The 20,876-nt window shown below is 67.6% G+C and carries 19 protein-coding genes and 1 pseudogene; 9 read left to right on the top strand and 11 right to left on the bottom strand.

Features of this window, described 5'->3' with window-relative positions:
* Window positions 1-121 precede the first annotated feature (121 nt).
* From ON20_RS19750 to ON20_RS19740, 3 genes are all read right to left on the bottom strand, one after another.
* Window positions 122-1,276, bottom strand: a complete 1,155-nt coding sequence (locus tag ON20_RS19750) for a ferredoxin reductase (protein ID WP_040837508.1) — start codon at window positions 1,274-1,276, stop codon at window positions 122-124.
* Window positions 1,277-1,398: 122 nt separating this feature from the next.
* Window positions 1,399-2,010 carry a DUF6912 family protein gene (locus ON20_RS19745; protein WP_040837506.1) on the bottom strand — a complete coding sequence of 204 codons (612 nt, stop codon included), beginning with the start codon at window positions 2,008-2,010 and terminating at the stop codon, window positions 1,399-1,401.
* A gap of 10 nt (window positions 2,011-2,020) precedes the next feature.
* Window positions 2,021-3,442 (bottom strand): WS/DGAT/MGAT family O-acyltransferase, encoded by a 1,422-nt coding sequence (locus tag ON20_RS19740; protein ID WP_040837505.1) that lies wholly within the window; start codon window positions 3,440-3,442, stop codon window positions 2,021-2,023.
* A 461-nt stretch (window positions 3,443-3,903) separates the two neighbouring features.
* Between ON20_RS19740 and secA the strand changes: the two genes are divergently transcribed.
* Complete coding sequence (gene secA, locus ON20_RS19735) at window positions 3,904-6,753, top strand: preprotein translocase subunit SecA (protein ID WP_040837503.1); 2,850 nt, start codon at window positions 3,904-3,906, stop codon at window positions 6,751-6,753.
* Between the two features lie 54 nt (window positions 6,754-6,807).
* Here secA and ON20_RS19730 read toward each other — a convergent pair whose 3' ends face one another.
* The 4 genes and pseudogenes from ON20_RS19730 to ON20_RS19715 form a co-directional block, all read right to left on the bottom strand.
* A complete protein-coding gene (locus ON20_RS19730; RefSeq protein WP_040837502.1) occupies window positions 6,808-7,206 on the bottom strand; it encodes a DUF732 domain-containing protein in 399 nt (132 codons plus the stop codon).
* A gap of 683 nt (window positions 7,207-7,889) precedes the next feature.
* A pseudogene (folE, locus tag ON20_RS19725) lies at window positions 7,890-8,469 on the bottom strand (GTP cyclohydrolase I).
* A 5-nt stretch (window positions 8,470-8,474) separates the two neighbouring features.
* Window positions 8,475-8,915 (bottom strand): hypothetical protein, encoded by a 441-nt coding sequence (locus ON20_RS19720; RefSeq protein WP_040837500.1) that lies wholly within the window; start codon window positions 8,913-8,915, stop codon window positions 8,475-8,477.
* Entirely contained in the window at window positions 8,897-9,460 is a 564-nt protein-coding gene (locus ON20_RS19715) for a DUF2231 domain-containing protein (RefSeq protein WP_051162874.1), read from the bottom strand. The genes ON20_RS19720 and ON20_RS19715 overlap by 19 nt, the downstream gene beginning before the upstream one ends.
* A 130-nt stretch (window positions 9,461-9,590) precedes the next feature.
* On the opposite strand from ON20_RS19715, the gene ON20_RS19710 reads away from it, so the two are divergent.
* A complete protein-coding gene (locus tag ON20_RS19710; protein WP_040837499.1) occupies window positions 9,591-10,289 on the top strand; it encodes a helix-turn-helix transcriptional regulator in 699 nt (232 codons plus the stop codon).
* A gap of 54 nt (window positions 10,290-10,343) precedes the next feature.
* Entirely contained in the window at window positions 10,344-10,667 is a 324-nt protein-coding gene (locus ON20_RS34645) for a winged helix-turn-helix domain-containing protein (protein ID WP_083865072.1), read from the top strand.
* On the opposite strand, the gene ON20_RS19705 is transcribed toward ON20_RS34645, so the two are convergent.
* The gene (locus ON20_RS19705; protein WP_040837497.1) at window positions 10,624-11,925 is read right to left on the bottom strand and encodes a glycosyltransferase; all 1,302 of its coding nucleotides are present in this window, start codon (window positions 11,923-11,925) and stop codon (window positions 10,624-10,626) included. The genes ON20_RS34645 and ON20_RS19705 overlap by 44 nt on opposite strands.
* Window positions 11,926-12,014: 89 nt before the next feature.
* Between ON20_RS19705 and ON20_RS19700 the strand changes: the two genes are divergently transcribed.
* The 6 genes from ON20_RS19700 (at window position 12,015) to ON20_RS33295 (ending at window position 17,938) form a co-directional block, all read left to right on the top strand.
* Window positions 12,015-12,653 (top strand): TetR/AcrR family transcriptional regulator, encoded by a 639-nt coding sequence (locus ON20_RS19700; RefSeq protein WP_040837495.1) that lies wholly within the window; start codon window positions 12,015-12,017, stop codon window positions 12,651-12,653.
* A 283-nt stretch (window positions 12,654-12,936) separates the two neighbouring features.
* Entirely contained in the window at window positions 12,937-13,581 is a 645-nt protein-coding gene (locus tag ON20_RS19695) for a dihydrofolate reductase family protein (protein ID WP_040837493.1), read from the top strand.
* 566 nt (window positions 13,582-14,147) lie between these two features.
* Window positions 14,148-14,588, top strand: coding sequence for a DUF6228 family protein (locus tag ON20_RS36555; RefSeq protein ID WP_218002569.1), 441 nt, complete (start codon window positions 14,148-14,150; stop codon window positions 14,586-14,588).
* Between the two features lie 155 nt (window positions 14,589-14,743).
* On the top strand, window positions 14,744-14,941 hold the full coding sequence (locus ON20_RS19685) for an acyl-CoA dehydrogenase family protein (RefSeq protein WP_040837491.1): 198 nt from the start codon (window positions 14,744-14,746) through the stop codon (window positions 14,939-14,941).
* Between the two features lie 29 nt (window positions 14,942-14,970).
* The gene (locus tag ON20_RS19680; protein ID WP_040837489.1) at window positions 14,971-16,164 is read left to right on the top strand and encodes an acyl-CoA dehydrogenase family protein; all 1,194 of its coding nucleotides are present in this window, start codon (window positions 14,971-14,973) and stop codon (window positions 16,162-16,164) included.
* A gap of 337 nt (window positions 16,165-16,501) precedes the next feature.
* Window positions 16,502-17,938 (top strand): Abi family protein, encoded by a 1,437-nt coding sequence (locus ON20_RS33295; protein WP_169332359.1) that lies wholly within the window; start codon window positions 16,502-16,504, stop codon window positions 17,936-17,938.
* 122 nt (window positions 17,939-18,060) lie between these two features.
* On the opposite strand, the gene ON20_RS19670 is transcribed toward ON20_RS33295, so the two are convergent.
* From ON20_RS19670 to ON20_RS19660, 3 genes are read right to left on the bottom strand one after another with little or no spacing between them, the layout of a single operon-like run.
* Window positions 18,061-18,729, bottom strand: coding sequence for a response regulator transcription factor (locus ON20_RS19670; RefSeq protein WP_040837773.1), 669 nt, complete (start codon window positions 18,727-18,729; stop codon window positions 18,061-18,063).
* Complete coding sequence (locus ON20_RS19665; RefSeq protein ID WP_040837487.1) at window positions 18,726-19,934, bottom strand: sensor histidine kinase; 1,209 nt, start codon at window positions 19,932-19,934, stop codon at window positions 18,726-18,728. The genes ON20_RS19670 and ON20_RS19665 overlap by 4 nt, the downstream gene beginning before the upstream one ends.
* Window positions 19,931-20,824, bottom strand: coding sequence for a CPBP family intramembrane glutamic endopeptidase (locus tag ON20_RS19660; RefSeq protein WP_051162868.1), 894 nt, complete (start codon window positions 20,822-20,824; stop codon window positions 19,931-19,933). Before ON20_RS19660 ends, ON20_RS19665 begins: the two co-directional genes overlap by 4 nt.
* Window positions 20,825-20,876 lie beyond the last annotated feature (52 nt).

Genomic DNA, 20,876 nt, shown 5'->3' with positions numbered 1-20,876 from the left:
GGCACAAGTCCCGTCGGCCCGGGCAGCGGCAGGCCCCGGCATTCGGTACGACCCGGCGAGCTGCTCTCGGATTACCTCCGAGCCTACCGGGCAAACGTGTCGACCGGGTGGCCGTCGGATGTCATACGTCCAGCGTGCAATCGCCCGCCGCCGCCGAGACGCAGGTCTGCAACTTTTCGCCTTCCCGGCGTTCGGCGCCGTTGCGCAGGTCTCGTGCGTGCCCGGCGGTGATGGACACCACGCAGGTCTGGCAGATGCCCATCCGGCAACCGAACGGCATCTGCACACCGGCCGACTCACCGGCCTCCAGCAAACTCGTGGCACCGTCGACGGTGGCGCTGCGACCGGTCTTGGCGAAGGTGACCGTGCCCCCCTCACCGATCTCCGAGCGCTCCAGCTCGAACCGCTCCACGTGCAACCGGCTGCCGAGTCCGGCATCGCGCCAATGCTTCTCGATCTCGTCGAGCATGCCCAGGGGGCCGCAGGCCCAGGTCTGCCGCTCGCGCCAGTCGGGGTAGAGCTCGTCCAGGCCGGCGAGCCGGAACTTGTCGTGCTCGGCGGTGAGATGGATATGCGAGACGAAACTCGGATGCCGTTCGTGCAGGTCGTTCAGTTCCGCGCGGAACATCACGTCGTCGGCGGTGCGGGCGGAGTGGATGTGCACCACATCGGTGACCGTGTCGCGGCGGTCCATGGCCCGCAGCATCGACATGACCGGCGTGATCCCCGAGCCGGCGGTGAGAAACAGCACCCTGGGCGGCGGGGGTGAGGGCAGCACGAATCCGCCCTGCGGTGCGGCCAGCCGCACAATGGTCCCGGGACGCACCCCATTGACCAGGTGGCTGGACAGGAACCCCTCCGGCATGGCCTTGACCGCGATGGAGATGACCTTCCTGCCGTAGCGTTCGTCGGTCCAGTCCGGGGGACAGGTCAGCGAGTACGACCGCCAGTGCCAGCGTCCGTCGACCAGGACACCGATGCCGATGTACTGGCCCGGCTGATACCGGAAGTCGAAACCCCAGCCCGGTTTGATCACCAGGGTGGCCGAGTCGGCGGTCTCCTTGCGCACGTCCACCACGCGTCCGCGCAGTTCCCGGGCCGACCACAGTGGATTCGCCAGATGCAGGTAGTCATCGGGCAACAGCGGGGTGGTCGCCCGGGCCACCGCACCGCGTAGCACATTCAGCCGGCCGCCACGATCGGCCACCGACGCCGCGGGCGCCTCCAACCATTCCCGCACGCCACGCACCGAGATCCCGTTCCGTTTCCTGCCCATTCCCCTGCTCGTCTCCCTGTTTCCACGCCGACGTCGACGCTACTCGCGACAAGGTTACGGCATCGTAGGTTCACCGGGGAAAGCACCGGACACACACGAGGCGCCGCCGCCGGTATCCGAGGTCAGAGCAGGTCGAGCAGGAACGGCAGTTCCTGGGCGGCGTACCAGGCCAACTGATGGTCCTCGGCGTCGCCGAGGATGAACTCGGCATCCGGATCGCCGAGGTCCGCGGCGTCGATCACATCGACGGCCTTCGCCACCGCCGGCTCGGCGTCGGCGAGATCCACGTGTACCGATGCCACCCGCTCATAGGAGATGGGACCGGACAATTTGACCACCGCGTCGTCCAGATCGGGCCGCAGGGTGGCGTCGGTGACGTCGACGGCGATCACCGCCCGGCGGTAGATGGGACCGCCGGCGTAGATGTCACGCCGCGGAACCGCGTCACTTCCGTCGTCGGGGGTCCCGTCGTCGGGGACGCCGGCCGGGCCGGCGGTCTCCTCCGGCTCGTCCGGGGAATCCGCGGTCGTCTCCCGATCGGTGGCCAATAGTCGCAGCACGGCACGGGCGGCCTCGGCCATGGCGACCTCGGAGAGTTCCTCGTCGTCGCCCGAGGCGTACGCCTCCCGTAGGGCGGGGGTGAGTGCGAAGGCGGTGTCGCCGACGGCGTGCAGCTTCCGTTCGGTCACCAACTCGCGCAACATCGGCAGGGTGGCGGGCACATACACCCGCATGGTCGTGCGCTCAGAGGCAGGCACCGAGTATCTCCTCCATGGACTCCGGTATCAGGGCGGCCAATACGGCTATATCCGCCATCGCCTCGCGGTCGGCATTGAGACCGTAGTAGACCCGCCCGTCGTAGGACGTGATCCCGATACTCGACGCCTGGTTGCGCAGCAGTGGCGACACCGGGTACATCTCCAGCATCCGCGCGCCGCCGATATACATCGGTGTCTGCGGCCCCGGGGTATTGGTGATCACCAGGTTGAACGTTCGGTCCGCGAAGGTGCTCGCCGCCCGCACACTCGCCGCGTGCAGGCTGGCCGGCGCGAAGCCCGTCAGATGCACCAGGGTGCGGGCACGTACCGCGCGGCGATGCCGGCTCTGCTCCTCCATGGCGTGTGCGATATGGGACAGCCGCATCACCGGGTTCGGTTCGCCCACCGGCAGGTCTACCAGAAACGGTGTCACCTCGTTGGGCATGATGCGTCCGTCGGTGTCGCCCCCGGCATACACCGACATCGGCACCACCGCGCGCAGCACGGTCGATTCGACCAGCGCGGTATCACGTGACATCAGCCAGTCGCGCAGCGCGCCGGTGACGACGGCGAGGATCACATCGTTGATGGGGCAGCCGGTGTGCTGGTGCACGGCGCGGTAGTCGGCCAGCGAGGTCGAGGCCACCGCGAACCGGCGCTGGCGGGACGTGGGTTTGTTGAGCGGGCTGTACGGGGCGCCCCCCACCGTGGAGCGCACGGCCGTGACCACCGTGTCCAAGGTCCGCTCGGCCGCGCCGACCAGGCCGGTGGCATTGTGGCGGGCCTCGCGCAGCACCTCGAACGCCGCGCCGGGCCGGCCGGCCAGATCGCTCAAAGCGCCCAACAGCAGATCGGTATCGCTGGGTTCCTTCTGCGGGTGCCAGGAATCGTGGGCGACCGGGCGCGGGGAGTCGCGCCCGTCCAGGATGACGTGTCCGATATCCAACGCGGTCTCGCCGTCGACCAGCGCCGAATGGGTTCTGGTGTACACGGCGCAGCGGCCCTCGGACAGCCCTTCGATCAGGTACATTTCCCACAGCGGGCGGCTCGCGTCCAGGGGGCGCGAGGCCAGCCGGGCGACGAGTTCGTGCAGCTGCTCCTCGCTGCCCGGCTCGGGGAGCGCGGAGCGGCGGATGTGATAGGTGATATCGAATCGACTGTCCTCGACCCAGACCGGCCGGCCCAGCGACAGCGGTATCTCGCGGACCTTCCGCCGATACCGCGGCACCAGCGACAGCCGGGAATCGACCAGATCGACCAGCCCGGTGTAGTCCAGCGTGGGCCCGTTGCCGTCGGAGTCGGAGTCGGTGGAATTGTCGAGGATGAAGAGCGAGCCGATATGCATCGGATTGCTGCTCGATTCCATGCGGAAGAAGGACGCGTCCTGCGGTGTCAACCTGGTGATCACCTGTTCGCTGCTCCTTCCACTGCCGACTGCCGCCCATTGTGCCCCTGTCGGCGCCGTTCCGCCGCTAAGCCGGGCCATACACCGGGTCGACGGCGATTCCGGTGCCGGGAGAGGGGACGGACCGATGACGGGCACGACAGGCACGGGCTTCGTGTAGAGACCACTTGCGGTTCACCTCGGGACAGTGTGGTGCGTCACCGTGGCGCCTGGGGAATGCCCTCGAACGGTCCATCCGGGACCGAGAACTGCCGGGACGCGGGCAGGACAGGCGCGCCGGGTGGAATCCGACCGCGGTTCGCCGTCGGCTCGCACGTCCGGGACATAGGCGGAGATACGCCTACCATGGGAGCCGCACTACCATGAAACGAGCTGCGACTTCGGTGCCGGTCCCGTGTCCGCGGGATCGCCGGAGCCGGATGGTTCACCATGAGACGACGCCGACCAGAGGACTGACGAAACCCGTGCCTGCGCTGACACTGACGAGGTTGCTTCGGATTGGTGAGGGCCGCATGGTCAAGCGCCTCGCCCATCTCGCGGACGAGGTGCTTGCGCTCGAGCCGGACTACGAAGATTTCACCGATGCCGAGCTGCGGGCCAAGACCGAGGAGTTCAAGGCCCGCTACGCCGACGGTGAAACCCTCGATGACCTGCTGCTCGAGGCATTCGCGGTGGCGCGGGAGGCGTCCTGGCGGGTGCTGAACCAGAAGCATTACAAGGTGCAGATCATGGGTGGTGCCGCCCTGCACCTGGGCAATATCGCCGAGATGAAGACCGGTGAGGGCAAAACCCTCACCTCGGTGCTGCCCGCCTATCTCAACGCCATCGGCGGCGACGGTGTGCATATCGTCACAACCAACGACTACCTGGCCAAACGCGACTCCGAGTGGATGGGCCGCGTGCACCGGTTCCTCGGCCTGGACGTCGGCGCGATCCTGTCCGGGATGACCCCGGCGCAGCGTCGGGCCGCCTACCACGCCGATATCACCTACGGCACCAACAACGAGTTCGGCTTCGACTACCTGCGCGACAATATGACCCACTCGCTGGAGGATCTGGTCCAGCGCGGGCACAACTTCGCCGTGGTAGACGAGGTGGACTCCATCCTCATCGACGAGGCCCGCACCCCGCTCATCATCTCCGGTCCCGCCGATGCCTCCAGCAAGTGGTACGCCGAGTTCGCCCGGATCGCGCCGCTGCTGAAGAAGGACGTGCACTACGAGGTCGACATCAAGAAGCGCACCATCGGTGTGCACGAGGCGGGTGTGGAGTTCGTCGAGGACCAGCTCGGCATCGACAACCTGTACGAGGCCGCCAACTCGCCGCTGGTGAGCTACCTGAACAACGCCATCAAGGCCAAGGAGCTCTACCAGCGCGACAAGGACTACATCGTCCGCAACGGCGAAGTCATCATCGTCGACGAGTTCACCGGTCGCATCCTGGTGGGCCGCCGCTACAACGAGGGCATGCACCAGGCGATCGAGGCCAAGGAGGGGGTGGAGATCCAGCCGGAGAACCAGACCCTGGCCACCATCACCCTGCAGAACTATTTCCGCCTCTACGAGAAGCTGTCCGGTATGACCGGTACCGCCGAGACCGAGGCGGCCGAGCTGCACCAGATCTACAAACTGGGCGTGATGCCCATCCCGACGAACCGGCCGATGGTCCGGCAGGACCAGGCCGACCTCATCTACAAGACCGAGGAGGCCAAGTTCGCGGCCGTGGTCGACGATGTGGTGGAACGGCACGAGAAGGGCCAGCCGGTGCTGATCGGCACCACCAGCGTGGAGCGCTCGGAGTATCTGTCCAAGCAGTTCACCAAGCGCGGTGTCCCACATACGGTGCTGAACGCGAAGTTCCACGAGAAGGAAGCCGAGATCATCGCCGAGGCCGGCCGCCCCGGCGCGGTGACCGTCGCGACGAATATGGCCGGTCGCGGTACCGACGTGGTGCTCGGCGGCAACCCCGACATCATCACCGATATCGAGCTGCGCAAACAGGGCCTGGACCCGGTGGAGACCCCGGAGGAGTATCAGGCCGCCTGGCTGCCGACGCTGGAACAGGCGAAGGCCCGCACCGCCGCCGACGCCGAGCGGGTGCGCGAGGCGGGCGGCCTGTACGTGCTCGGCACCGAACGGCACGAATCGCGCCGTATCGACAACCAGTTGCGCGGTCGTGCGGGCCGCCAGGGCGACCCGGGCGAATCCCGCTTCTACCTGTCGCTCGGCGACGAGTTGATGCGCCGCTTCAACGGCGCCGCCCTGGAGTCGATCATGGTCCGGCTGAACCTGCCCGACGATATGCCGATCGAGGCGAAGATGGTGTCGCGGGCCATCAAGAGCGCGCAGACGCAGGTCGAGCAGCAGAACTTCGAGATCCGCAAGAACGTGCTCAAATACGACGAGGTGATGAACCAGCAGCGCACCGTCATCTACAGCGAGCGCAACCGGATCCTGCGCGGCGAGGATATGGAGGGCCAGGTCCAGGAGATGATCACGGACGTGATCACCGCCTACGTCGATGCCGCCACCGCCGACGGCTATGTGGAGGACTGGGATCTCGACCAACTGTGGACCGCGCTGAGAAGCCTGTACCCGGTGACCGTCGATTACCGCGACCTCACCGGTGAGTCCGGGATCGGCGAGCCCGGCGATCTGACCCGCGAGGAACTGCTGCAGATTCTGCTCGACGACGCCCACGACGCCTACGCCAAGCGTGAGGCGGAGATCGACGGTCTCGCCGGCGAGGGCAGTATGCGCACCCTGGAGCGTCAGATACTGCTGTCGGTGCTCGACCGGAAGTGGCGGGAACATCTCTACGAGATGGACTACCTCAAGGAAGGTATCGGCCTGCGCGCCATGGCGCAGCGGGATCCGCTGGTGGAGTATCAGCGTGAGGGCTTCGACATGTTCATGGCGATGCTCGACGGCCTGAAGGAGGAGTCGGTGAGCATGCTGTTCAACCTGCAGGTCGAGGTGCAACAGCAGCCGCAGCCGGAGGGGATGCCGGTCGATCCGGGCCTGCGCTCCCCGGTGGGCGCGATGGCCGGCGGCCGCCCGGTCCCGCCGCAGCCGCCGGTCCCCGGCGGCCCCGCGGCTCCCGCGCCGTTGCGTGCCCGCGGTATCGACCATGGCGGCCCGCGTGGCCTGAGCTATTCCGGACCGGACGAGGGCGGTCACGCCGAAGTGCGCAGCGACGCCCAGGAATACGGCTCCGGCGCTGCGCAGCAGGGAACCCGCCGGGAACGCCGCGAGGCGGCCCGGGCGCAGAGCAAGCCGCAGCAGCGAGGACCGAAGAGTCGCCGCCGGCACTGAACTCCATGACAGCGGACGGCGCCCTCTGGGTTTCGGGGGCGCCGTCCGCTGTATTCAGAGCCGGTTGTGCGGACAGTAGGAGTCGATCGCGGCTTCCAGGAACAGATACGGGTATTCGACGAATTTCCGCGAGCCTTCGGCAAGGTACAGGTGGTTGTGCGATGTGTTGCCCACCGCGTCGAGGTAGGCGCACTGGGCGCGGGCGAGCCTGATCGCCGCGTCCTGCACCGCGTAGGGTTCATCGTCGAAGAGGCCGGCGTGGAGGAACTTTCGGTCGATCCACGGCCGTTGGGTGACGGAGTCGTCGGCCGGGTTGGGGTTGACGGCGTTGTCGGGTATGGCCGTATTGACCTCCGGGGACAACGATCCGGGGCCCGGAGCGGCGTTGGCGGTGAGTGCGACGCCGTACACGAGCGCGGTGGTGAGTGTGCCTATAGCGAAGACTCTGAACATTGTTCCTTCTGTGCTCGAAATCGTGCTGATATGGCGGGACCGAGCCGCCGGGGCGGTACTGGCCTGTGGTGCGAGAGTTCGAGTCGGGCGGGCGGTGTGATGCCGCCGAAATCTTCGATGCGCACGCAGAATAACCGGAACACGCTGAACGTTTGCCCATTTCGCGCCTTTCGCGGGTGAGGTACGGGGATAGAACCTGCCGACGGTCCGGACACGACGAGCGCAGGTAGAGCCGGGTACGTGGAACCTGGGGTTACGGAGGGATTTTCGGCACCCGGAGACGAATCCGCCTGCCGGGCAAACCTGTCCTCGGTGCACGTGGTCCTACCACGCCGGCCAGTGCGAGCCGCTTGGTCATCCGTGGTGCCACCTCGATCGACACGAGGGGCGAATCACCTCCGGAAGGCCCTCGGTCGACCCGCTCGGCCGAACGATCGCCCACGATCAGCGGCATCGTTCGTTGCCCAGCGGGCCGAGGCGTCCCAACCGCCTCCCGGTTGCCTTGGCCGGCGCTTCGAGATCAGTGTGTCGTCGACGGTGCTGTACGAACTCGGCCGCCGCGACTCCGCCTGAACCGGCACATATCCAAGACGTGAGGCCGGATATGCACCGACCGATGCGAATATTTCACCGTTCCAACGGTGGAGCCCTCATATCGCGAGTGATTCCATGGTCCGCTCCGGTTATGGGGTGAGCCCGGTGAGGGCGAAGAACTCCTGGCGAGATCGGGCATCGGCGCGCAGGGTGCCGAGCAGGGTCGAGGTGACGGTGGTGGCGCCCGGTCATGCAGGTGTGTTCGGCTTCGATGACCACGCCGACCCCGCGCGGTCGCAGGTGTTCGGACAGCCAGTCGGCGACCTGTTTGGTGAGGCGTTCCTGGACTTGGGGCCTGTGGGAGAAGTGTTCGACGATGCGGGCGAGTTTGGACAGTCCGAGGATGCGTTCATCGGGGAGATAGCCCACATGGGCGACTCCGACGAAGGGCAGCAGGTGGTGTTCGCACACCGAACGCAGTGGGATGCGCCGGGCCAGGACGAGTTCGTCGTAGCCTTCCTCGTTGGGGAAGGTGGTCAGATCGAAGGGGCGGGGTGTGAACATCTCGGCGTAGGCGCGCGCCATCCGGCCGGGGGTGGCGCGCAGATGTTCGTCGTCGAGGTCGATGCCGAGTGCGCCGAGGAATTGATGGGCGGCGCTCTCGGCAACGGTCAGGTCGACGCTGGTGCTGGGTTGATGGATGACGCGGAGGGCCGGCTGACTCGCCATCGGTGTCAGTTCCCGCCTACACCGAGCGCGGTCAGCAGCACCAGGATGACCGTGACGACCGCGAGCAGGCCGTGCCCGGCGACGAGGGCCACGGGGAAATGCCGTTCGGCCGGTCCGCCGTCGGCCGCGCCGGCCGTGGTCGGCCGTGCCGCGGCGGCGCGGGCCCGGTAGACCGGTATCCAGCGTGTCAGCATGAAGAAACCGAGTAGGGCGACCGGGATCAACAGCCCGAACGCCACCCATGCCAGTGCGCTGCCGCCGATGGCGAGGTAGACGATCCAGATGATCAGTCCGGCCGCGGCCAGGAGAAAGTGGCCGAACAGCACCGGTGGCGGCAGATGGGTGTCGCTGGGTTGGCGCGCACCGCCTTTGGCGATCCAGGTGCCGAGCATGACGAAACCGCCGCCGGCGGTCACCAACCACAGGATCAGGGCCGCGATGCCCATGATGTGCTCCTTTGCGAAGAGGGATGAAGGGGTCGGCGCCGGAAACCGGTCGCCTGGGTCGCCTCGTCGGCGACCCGGACCCCGTAGTGATAGGCGAGTTTGCCGCCGAGGTAGCCCGACATCGCGAGCACCAGCAGGGATACCGCGCTCAGCAGGAGCGGACCCCAGCCCACGGCGCCGTGCGGACCCGCACCGGCGCGCCGCCACAGGAACCCGATCGCGAAGGCGATGACCACGGTCAGGTTCAGGCTCATATGGATCAGTCCGGTTCGGAACGCCGGCGTACCGGTGGGGATGGCGAGCAGGTCCAGCATCCCGATCGCGGCCGCGGCCAGCGCGCCCAACACTCCGAGCGCGATCAGCCACAGCGCGCCCCGGGCCAGGAAATCCGGGTCGTCGACCACGTGGGAGGCCAGGTCGAAGACGAAGCTCGCCACCCACGTTCCGATCGGGACGGTGACCAGGATCGGGTGGAACGGATGCCCGTACGGTCCCGCCAGCGCGGCGCTGACCGGCTGCTTGCCTCGCTGCGGATCGCTCGTCACGACAACCTCCCCGGTGGTCGGCAATTACACCAAAGGATCTTTGCGTAATTGTGTGGTGTGGTCAAGGTCTCGCATGTAGTTGCGTCATCCGGTCTATTGCGCCTGATTCATTAGGCGTTATTGTGATCGGGTGACCAGTAATGACACAGCGGTCGGCGCCCTCGCCGCCCTCGACGACGAGTCCCGGCGCGGCATGTACTGGTTCATCCGTCGGTCGCGCCGACCGATTACCCGCGACGAGGCCGCCGCACACGTGGGAATCTCACGGAAACTCGCCGCCTTCCACCTCGACAAACTCGTCGAGGCCGGACTGCTGCGTGCCCGCTACGAGGCGCCGGCGGGCGTGCGCAGGGTCGGGCGCACCCCCAAGGTGTACGAGCCGACCGAGGCCGACGTGCGGGTCAGCATTCCCGAACGCCGTTACGAGGTGTTGGCGGAGATCCTGATGGGCGCGGTACTGGACGAACGCGACGGGGAAACCGCCCGCCAATCCGCGAGCCGGGTCGCGCAACACCGCGGCGAGGAGCTCGGCAAGACCGAGCGGGAGCGCCTACGTCCGGGCAGGCTAGGTGCCGAACGCGCGCTGACCTTGGTCTATGCCATGCTCGCCGAGTTCGGCTTCGAACCCGACCGCCCGCAACCGACCCGGGTCCGGTTGCGTAACTGCCCCTTCCACCCCTTGGCCGGCCGCGAGCCGGAACTGGTGTGCGGGCTCAACCACGAATTCTGCTCGGGCCTCCTCGCCGGCCTCGGCGCCGACGCCGTACAGGCCGTGCTCGACCCGAGGCCGGGCGAATGCTGTGTCGAACTGCGCGCCACCACGCCCTGATACCGCGCCCGGGCTCGGCTCTCCGGTAAGAGGTAGCACGGATTCCTCACTCCGGTGTTGGAGGTGTTGAGCGACGGCAAACCGTGGAGGAATCGAGATCTTCGTGACGCCGTGTTCGACCACCTGGGTCTGACGCCGGATCATCGCGCGGAAATGCTTTCCTCGGGGCAGGGACGTGCGGAGTTCGAGCTCGACGAGGCCATCGAGTTCCGAACGGAGTCACCTGCGCACGGCGGCTGCCCGGCGGTGGTGGGAGCCGACACCGAAGCGGGCCCGGTATCGGCCGGCAGTCGCGCAGGCGAAAGTGGTGATGGGCCGGCTGTGGTGCGACCGGTCAGGTGTGCTGCGGCGTCGTGGCGTGCAGGGCGTCGGCGATGATGCCGTGGACGGCCTCCGGTCCGGGTGATCTGCGGATCGCGTCGCCGATCGCGGCGGCGCGCAAGCGATAGCGGTCGTCGGTCAGCAGGGTGCGCACCGCGGCCCCGACCTGTTTGGGCGACGGCGTATCGGTACGCAGGTCGATGCCGACTCCGGACCAGGCCACCCGCGCGCTGACCTCGGTCTTGTCCTCGGTGCGGCCCGCGACCACGATCGGCACGCCGTGCTCGAGGGCGTAGTGCACACCGCCGTAGCCGCCGTTGGTGACGAAGACATCGGTGAGCGGCAGTAGTCGGTCGTACGGCAGGAAGTCGGCGACGCGAATGTTGCCGGGCAGGTCGCGGGGCAGGGTGTCGAGTGGTCTTCCGCCGGTGCTGATCACGACCGTGACGTCGTCCCGGGCGAGCGCGCGCACAGTGGGTTCGATGAGACTCCAGTCACTGGTGGCGACCGTGCCCTGAGTCACGTGCACGACAGGGCGGCCGCTGCCGAGATCGTCCCACCATTCGGGCACCGGTGTCGTCGACGGTCGTGACCGGGCCACCGGCCCGACGAAGTGGACGGTGTCGGGCAGGCCGGAGCGCACGTACTCGAACTCCGGGACGGTGAACTGCACGAGGTGGTCGGCTCCGGCCGGCCAGTCGAGGAAGAACCGTTTCAGTCCGTGGCCGGTCTCGGCACGCGCGATCTCGTCCGCGTAGCGCTGCACCGGTGCGAACACCGCCTTCTCTGCGGCGGTGGTGAGCACGGCGTTGCGCAGTCGGCCGAGCAGTCCGGGCATCGGTTTGATGCCGAGCCCGAACGGTGCGACATCCGGGTGCTTCAGCGCGAGCGGCATGATGCCGAGATTCACCAGCAGCGGCCGCTGCGACCGAGGGACGCCGCTCAGCACCGCGGCGGCGGCGAACATGGACTCGGCGAGAACGGCGTCCGTCGGCTCGGCGGCGAGGGCCTCGCGGACCGCGCGGAGTTGTGCGGGCACCGGACGGAGAAAGATCTCGACCATGTCGTAGCGGATGCCCGTGGGCCCGGTGAGCCCCCGACGGCCCGGGAAGGCGGCGTCCATATCGCGATCGTCGTAGTCGGCCTCGGCCGGAAGCGGCAGGAAATCGGCACCGGTGGCGAGTACGTCGTCGCGGTAGCGTGCGCCGGTGAGGAAGCGCACGCGGTCACCCGCGGCGATCAGGGCCTCCGCGACGGCGAGTAGCGGGGTGACGTGGCCGCGCACGGGTGTGGCGGTGAGGAGAACGGAAATCATGGGCAGGTCTTCCGGGTGCGGAGCGAGGTAAGATTGATAACACCGACGAAGTATTCACTACCCTAATAGGTTAGTCAAATAGGAGGGTAATGCCCGAGAAGACCGCCACCCGGAACTATCGATCCGCCTTGCGCGCCGAACAGGCCGCGGCGACCCGTCGGCGTGTGCTCGAGGCCGCCGCGGCCTGCTTCGTCGAAAACGGCTACAGCGGTACCTCGCTGGCCGACATCGGGACCCGTGCCGGGGTTTCCACCGAGACCGTGAAAGCGAACGGCCCCAAGCGCAACCTGCTGTTGGGCGCCTTCGAGCAGGCGTTCGCCGGAGCCGAGGGGGACGAACCTCTGTCCGGCAGCGATGCCGCCGTCGAGATCGCGGGTATCGCCGAAGACGACAGCTTCTTGAAGGCGGCCGTCGGCTTCGTCGCCGCCGCCAACGCTCGTACGAGCGTGCTGTGGACGGAGTTTCTGAGCGCCGCCAATGCGGATACCGCCGTCGCGGACGCACTGGACGGACTGCTCGCGCGCCGCAAAAAGGACTATCGGAGCGTGGTGGGTATGTTGATCGACCGCGGACTCGCCTGCCCCGAGACGGATGTCGAGACCGCTGCCGACGGGTTGTCCTTCCTCTGGTCGCCCGAGAGCCACCAGCAACTCGTACTGCAGAGCGGGTGGAGCATGAGGCGCTACGAAGACTGGCTCGCCGCAGCGGCTCGTCGTCAACTCGGCTGACGCCACCCTCGGCGGCGCTGAAAAGGAGTTGTCCACGCTCGGTGCGCCGCCGGCCGGTGGGAATGCAACAGTAGAGGTCGTCCGGTATCGGTCGCTTCCGCTGTCTGCGCCGAGTGGCGCGGAGTCGAGGCGCCCTACGCGCAGTTCCCGCATGAGTTCTTCGATGACCGGCACCCCCTCCGCGCGCATGGGTTCCCCACGGGCCCGCAGCTTCTCCTTGACACGCCACAACGCCCCGCTTACCTTAGTGATTGCATTTCACAATCACTTGGAGGAGCGGTAAATGGGCAAGGTTCGGGTCGATCTGAACATCTCCCTCGACGGGTACGCGACCACCACCGATCAGACGCCGGAAGATCCGATGGGCAAGGACTGGAACCGCCTGGTCGCGACCTACGTGGCGACCCGGACCTTCCGGGAGCGTGTCCTGGGCGACACATCCGGCGAAGGCACGACAGGCATGGACGACGAGTACGCCGCGGCGTACCTCGAGGGCGTCGGCGCCGAGATCATGGGCGCCGGTATGTTCGGCCTGCACGCCCACCCCGGTGACCCGGACTGGAAAGGTTGGTGGGGCCCGAACCCGCCGTTCGGTGTCCCCGTCTTCGTGCTCACCCATGAGCAGCGACCGACGCTGGATATGGAGGGCGGGACCACATTCCATTTCGTCCGGACCACGCCGGAGGAAACGCTCGCCCTGGCAGTGAAGGCCGCGGGGGACCTCGATGTTCGCATCGGCGGCGGCGTGTCCGTGGTGCGAGAGTATCTGGCCGCGGGTGTCGTCGACCGGCTGCATGTCGCGATCGCACCGATCCTGCTCGGCCGTGGCATCCGATTGTGGGACGACCTGCGCGAGCTGGAAAGAGGCTACCAGGTCGAGAGCGAGGTCGCATCGAGCGGAACGATCCATGTGACCTTCTCCCGCTGACCCCTCGACGCGGTAGAACCCCCGCCGCTTATGCGATACGGCCCAAGGCGTCCTGGCCGGCCGGGTGAGTCGTGCTGCTCGGGATGCCGACCGTGGACGACCCAGCCGAACAGCGTGCCGTCGAACCGGCTCGCCGCGTCCAGTACGAGCTCGGCGCATACGCGATGGTGCAGGCGACTCGCCCTCGAACGCTGTCCTACGCGCTCGCCGATTCACCGGTGGGGCAACTGGCCTGGATCGTCGAACGGTCCACGGACCGGACCGACTCCGCCGACAGGCCCGAGGACGCTATCGACTGTGGCGGCCACTTCGCCACCATGGAAGAACCCGACCTCATCGTCGACGACTTGCGTGCCACATTCCGCGAACCCGGGGTGCATGACCGTCGCCCTGTCATGCACCCCGGATGGCCGGCTCGGGTGCCTCACTCGCCGAGAGCCGGACGGGTGTTCATGTCGAGCTCGGCCTCGCCGTACGGGAGTACGCGCGATCATCGGTCTCGGTGGAGGTTCTCGATACGCGTCTGCGCGAATATTCGAAGTGTGAGACAAGCACACTCTGGCACAGTGACATCCGTGGCGGAGATCGTATTGACCGATGTGGACCCCGGACGCAGCTTACGTATCCACGGATATGACCGGCACGACGAGGACATAGGTGCCTACGCCGTCGAGATCGCCGCGGAAGCCCTCGCCGCCGCCTTTGCCATCACGACCTCGAACGGCGACGGACTGGATCGGTTTGTTCGCGAGCTCGCCGACGACTTCACCGGTTGGGACGGTGAACGATTCTGGCGCTCGATGGAAAATGACCTGACATTGACGGCGACGCATCACTCTGGAGGCAAAGTCTGGTTGACCTGGTCCGCACGGCGTATCGATTACGCCTTGTACCAGGAACAGTGGGCCGTGAGCATCTCGTTTCCCTTGGAAGCCGGAGAACAGATGGCCGGACTGGCCGACGAGCTCGAGATGTTCTTCGCGGCACCGACCGAAACCGGCATCTGAATATCGGTATGGGCTCGATTGTGCAAGTTATTGCCAGGATGGCCTGGACGTGTGTATCTCGGCCGATGCGCTGCTCGGTGCGGACGGCGAGGGCTTCGAGATCGCGATGCAGCCCCCGACAAGGGGCGGGGTCTCGGACAAGGGGCGGGGTCTCGGTGGGCGCCGGGTGCACCGGCATCATCCAGGGCCGTTCGGAAGCGGCCGTCGACTACAGTGGCCGGCGTCGGCAGTTCGGTCGTCCGCCGGCCTCCTTCCAACTCATCCAGGACATGATCGCCGAAATCTCCACCGACTGCGCCGCGGCCCCGCTGCTCATCGGCCGGGCCGAGACCGGCGTCTCGGCCTTCCCCTGACTTTCCCGATCTCCCGGTAAGGACATCCCATGGCACAGAACCCGCTCGAACTCTTCTCGGTGGACCGCCTCATCGACGAGGCGGATCGCGATATCCGCGACACCGTCCGCGCCTATGTCGAGAAGTCCGTCAAGCCGCATATCGCCGAGTGGTACGAATCCGGTCGGATCCCCGCCCGTGAGCTGGCGAAGGAACTCGGTGCGCTCGGCGTCCTCGGCATGCACTTGGAGGGCTACGGTTGTGCGGGCACCAGCGCCACCGCCTACGGCCTGGCGTGTATGGAATTGGAAGCAGGCGATTCCGGCCTGCGTTCGCTGGTCTCGGTGCAGGGATCGCTGGCGATGTTCGCGATCTGGAAGTGGGGCAGCGAGGAGCAGAAACAGGAGTGGCTGCCGCGGATGGCCGCGGGGGAGGCGCTCGGCTGCTTCGGGCTGACCGAACCCGATTTCGGCTCCGACCCCGGTGGGATGCGGACCCGCGCCCGGCGGGACGGTTCCGGGGCGAACGCCGACTGGATCCTGAACGGCAACAAGATGTGGATCACCAACGGGTCGGTGGCCGATGTCGCGGTGGTGTGGGCGCAGACCGAGGAGGGCAAGAACGGCAAGGGGGTTCGCGGCTTCGTCGTGCCGACCGATACTCCCGGCTTCTCCGCTCCCGAGATCAAACGCAAACTCTCGTTGCGGGCCTCGGTCACCAGCGAACTGGTCCTCGACAGTGTGCGACTGCCGGCATCGGCCGCCTTTCCGGAGGTGCGCGGGCTGCGAGGTCCGCTGTCCTGCCTGAACGAGGCCCGCTTCGGGATCGTGTTCGGCTCGCTCGGCGCGGCGCGCGACTGCTTGGAGACCGCGATCGAGTACGCCGGCCGGCGCGATATCTTCGACAAGCCGCTCGCGGCCTACCAGCTCACCCAGGCCAAGCTCGCGGATATGGCGGTCGAACTGGGCAAGGGAATGCTGCTCGCGCTCCAACTCGGCCGGCTCAAGGACGAGCACGAGCTCCGGCCGGAGCAGATCTCCCTGGGCAAGCTCAACAATGTTCGGGAGGCGATCGGCATCGCCCGCGAATGTCGCACCATCCTCGGGGCCGCCGGTATCACCCTCGAGTTCCCGATCCTTCGGCACGCGAACAATCTGGAGTCGGTGCTCACCTACGAGGGCACCAGCGAGGTGCACCAGCTCATCATCGGCCAGGCGCTCACCGGCCTGTCGGCGTTCCGTTAGCCCCCCACGGCCACGACGTGCCGAGGAAGCGGCCCGGGCGCCGTCCGCCGAGGCGGCGCCCCGGACCCGAGGAGGTCGAACGGCAGGGACGGTTCTGTACCCGCTCCCTGCCGGAACGTCCTGGTCGACGGCCTCCGTCTCGCCCGGTCGACGATGGAGTACGGTGTCGATATCCGGCAGTGCGAGAGGGTCCTCGGTCGAGATCGACAAGGACCACCTCGACCGAGTGGGTACGGACCGAAGCAGGGGATGTTCGAAACAGAGAACCGACCGTCCCTCCCTGGGGCGGGAGTGGGCGGTCGGCCGTATGCGCAGAGCGTATCAAAGGTATTGCTCGGTGGGTGAGCATACGCCCTCGGGCTCGCGCAGGGGGCGGTCCGTCACGAGCTACGAGAAGCCCTTCAAAACTCTGTCCGAGCAGGTCGGCCTCCTGCGTGGACGGGGAATGGTCGTCGATGACGAGGCGGCGGCAGTCCGGGTATTGAGCAGGATCGGTTACTACCGGCTGAGCGGATACTGGTACATCTTCCGGGCTCTGGAGCCGAACCCCGAGGGGACGGGGAAGGTCGTGGGGGACACGTTCATTCCGGGGACCACGTTCGAGCGGGTCGTGGGTATCTACGAGTTCGACCGACGCCTGCGGCTGCATATTCTCGACGCGATCGAACGGGTCGAGGTCGCGTTGCGGGTCCAGCTCGGCTACACGCTGGGCGCCGGACACGCCTTCGCCCATCTCGACCCGGCGCTACTGGACCACAAGTTCACCGAATTCGACGAGCAGAACCCGATTGTCGGCCGGGCCCATTGGCTCGAGAGCCCGCACGGACAGTGGTTGAGGAATGTGCGGCGTCTCGAGGACCGGTCGAAAGAGGATTTCGTCAAGCACTTCAGGGCCAAATACGGTATGCCCCTTCCGGTCTGGGTCGTCACGGAGTTGCTGGGGTTCGGGAGCCTCGCCACCCTCCTCGCCGGTCTGAAACCGCAGCACAAGAACATCATCGCCGCGAGTTTCGGGGTGTACGACGGTAATTGCGATGGTGACGGTGCGGCGCTGACGAAGTGGATCGCCAACCTCGCGAGTCTGCGCAACGCCTGCGCCCACCACCTGCGGGTGTGGAACAGGAATATGGTCGAGCAGGTCGGTCGGCTCGACCGTTTCCCCGATCTCGCGCACGCGACCGGCACCCACTCGCGATCGAGGGTATACGCCTCCCTCGCGATCCTCGCCTACCTCACCGGCCGGCTCGACCCGCAGTCGAGGTGGCGGATCGACACCGCGGAGTTGATCGCATCGGGACTGGCGGCCGTCGCCCAGCCGGCGGGCCGTATCGGATGTCCACCCGGCTGGGAGGAACAACCGCTGTGGTCGCGGTCCTATGTGCCGCCGCCGGACCCGCTTCCCGCCGAACACCGCGAGATCCTGCAGCGGCTCGAATGCGTGGGCGCGTCCGAAGCGGGAGCGGTCATCGATCCGAGTCCGACCCCCAGACGCAGGACCAGCGCCGTCCGGTATCACCGGCTTCGCTCCGAGCTGCTGGGGCTTCCGGTGGGAAGGTCGTTTCGGTTTCCGAATTTCCAGTTGGACACCGCCGGGAACCGGATAGACCCTATCGCGAGGGAAGTGAACCGGAAACTGGGCGCGAAGGACGACCCGTGGCGGGTCGCGGCCTGGTGGACGACTCCCAATGCCGGTCTTCGCGGCGCCGTCCCCGTGGACCTCCTGCTCGTCGGAGAACTGACCTGGGCAGCGGCCGTGCAGGCGATCACGGCCTGAGTCTCCATCGGGGGGAGACGTCAGGCCGGTCGTATGGACGACGGGAACCTCCTCACGATCGGGGCCTTGGCCGAGGTCGCCTGGTTCGCCGCGGCGCTGCATGCCCGGATCGGGAAGGAGGATCAGCCCAGCGATCGCAGATAGATGAGTGTCGCCTGCACTCGCCGGTCACCGTCCTGGAGGGGCAGTTTCGCGAAAATGGATCCGATGTGTTTGCGCACGGCGGCTTCGGAGACGGTGAGCCGTTGGGCGATACCGGAGTTCGTGTGGCCCTCGGCGACCAGTGCGAGGACCTCGCGCTCCCGGGGGGTGAGGTCGTCCAGGGGCGCGCGGTTGCGGGTGGATTTGACGAGGGCCCGCACGACGTCGGGGTCGACGATCGTCTCGCCGCGGGCCACCCGGTCGACGGTGTCGAGGAACGAGCGGACGTGTCCCACCCGGTCCTTGAGCAGGTAGCCCACGCCGCCCTGGGCGGGGTCGGCACCGAGAAGGTCGTCGAGGTAGGCGACGGACACGTACTGGGAGAGGACGACTATCGGAAGGCCGGGTTGCCGACGGCGGAGTTCGGCCGCGGCGCGTAGTCCGTCGTCGGTGTCGGTCGGCGGCATCCGCACATCGGTGATGACCAGGTCCGGTCGGTACGCCTTCCAGGCGTGCACGAGACCGGGTGCGTCGGTGACTGTCGCACTCACCTGATGACCGGCCGAGGCGAGCACACTTTCCAACCCGGCCAGCAGCAGGGGGCTGTCCTCGGCCACCACGACACACAGCGGACGCTGATGCGATATCACACCGGGCACTCCATTCGGAGGGTGGTCGGTCCGCCGGGTGGGCTCGTCATCGTGAGCGTGCCGTCTAGCGCGGCGACCCGGCGGGTCAGCCGATCGATGCCGTGGCCCGGCGGAATGTGGGCGCCGCCGGGACCGTCGTCGGTGATGCGCAGCGTCCACGTCGATCCGGCGCGGGCGCCGTGCACGACCACCCGGTGGGCGTCGGTGTGCCGGGCGACATTGGTGAGGGCTTCGGCCACGAGTACGTAGGACATGTGCTCGACCGCCGAGGGCAGCCGGTTGTGCGTGTCGGGCCCGCCTTCGAGGTCGAAGGTCACATCCAGGGGCATATCCGCGGCGAGGTCGACCAGGGCCGGTTCGAGGCCGCGTTCGACCAGGGCGCGAGGCGAGAACCCGCGCAATACGGCCCGCAGTTCGGCCAATGTCTCGTCGACCTGCCGGTGGGCGTCGGCGGCGAGGCGCCCGGCGGGACCGTTCTCGTCCTTCGCCTCGGTCAGGCCCAGGCTCATGGACAGGGCGACGAGGCGGTGCTGGACGCGGTCGTGCAGTTCGGATTCGAGCAGTTCCCGTTCGAAGCCCTCCGCCTCGAGCAGACCGGATCGGGAGCTTTCGATCCGCTCGGCCTCGTGCCGCCACCGGTCGGAATCGGAGATCAGCAGGGCCCGCGCCGCCGCGCCCTCGAGCGCCGCCCAGCAGCCGAGGAGAACGAGCAGCACCACGCCGGCGAGAAATCCGATGGCGGCGACCGGCCATGCCCGGGACGCGGTGTCGACGGTCCAGGGCCCGAGGTCGAAGTGGTCGTCGCGGACCAGTCGTGGCGCCACGAGGAGTATTGCCACAATGGCGGACGCGAGGGCCGCCAGGACGAACGCGGCACCCCCGGACACGGCCGCGCCGACGGCGTAGGCGAGCTGCCGGACGGAGGGCAGGCGCTCGTTGTCGGCGGCCGCCCGCACCCGGGCGTCGGCGCGGATGGCGAGGACGGGGTCGATCAGCCGCAGTCGGGCGCAGTGCGCGCGCAGCACCGGCTCCCACAGTGCCGCCCGGAGGCGACGGGTCAGGCCGAGGGCGAGGAGGGGAACGATGCCGATCAGAGTGACCAGCGCCAGGACACCGCCGAGGGCCACGTAGATCACGGTGCGCCACGGCCACGACGACACGAGGTAGCGCGGGCCGGCTCGCAGGGCCGATGCCACGCTGTTCATCGGTGAGTCCCTTCGGTCGTCGCCGCGTGCGAGCCGCGTGGACCGCCGAACTTCGTGGTCACGACGATCCACGCCACCACGGGTAGATAGGCTGCGCACATCAGCAGCGTAGTGGCAGTCACGAAGGTGCCGGGACCGTCCACGAACCGTTCGAGCCCCGCGGCGACCACGAGGTTGCTGCCGCCGTGCAGGATGGTCGCCGGCCATACCGAGCCGCCGCGGGCCCACAGCCAACCGATCACGAACTCGAGCAGGATCGACAGCGGCAGCCACAACAGCATGGCGACGAACGCGTCGACCGCCGTGCCGTCGGAGCCGAGATACCCCACCCACGGCAGCGGCCAGTGCCATACGCCCCAGATCAGACCCGTCGCGAAAGTGGTGGCTATGGGGCGGCCGGGGAGGAGACGGTCGCGCAGATACGACGTCCAGCCGAACTCCTCCCCCCAGAACACCGGGGCGGCCACCACGGGGGCCACGAGGGCGATCACCAGGAATACCGCGTCGCCGAAACCGTAATCCCGGCTCAGGGGATCCCACCATCCGATCGCGGTGGCGAGGGTGAGCGCGACCGCGAGGATACCGAGCGGCAGCAGCGCCGCGACCAGATACGACGACCTGGCCCGGCCGATTGCCGGCCGCAGGCCGGAGTCGGCGAATCCTTCGCGGGTGATCCACCGACGCACGACGATCGCCGCGAGCGCGGGGGCGAACACGCCGCCGGACAGCAGTTGGACGACCGGATCGTCGAGCGAGTATCCGGCCGCCCCCGCGAGCCCCCACGGAATCCAGGCTCCCGCGAAGGCGAGTAGCAGAAACCACCGGACCCCTCGCGCCCGCGTCGGATCGACGGGGACAGGAGGGGCGAGGTCGGAAGGTGCTGTGGTCATACCTCCATCACACGGCGAGCGCCGCGGAATGTCGGTGGTGTGCGCACCCGCT

This window comes from Nocardia brevicatena NBRC 12119 (assembly GCF_000308495.1).
Classification (GTDB): Bacteria; Actinomycetota; Actinomycetes; order Mycobacteriales; family Mycobacteriaceae; genus Nocardia; species Nocardia brevicatena.
Note: the sequence above shows the minus strand (reverse complement) of the source record. Positions and strands in the feature narration are given on the sequence as shown.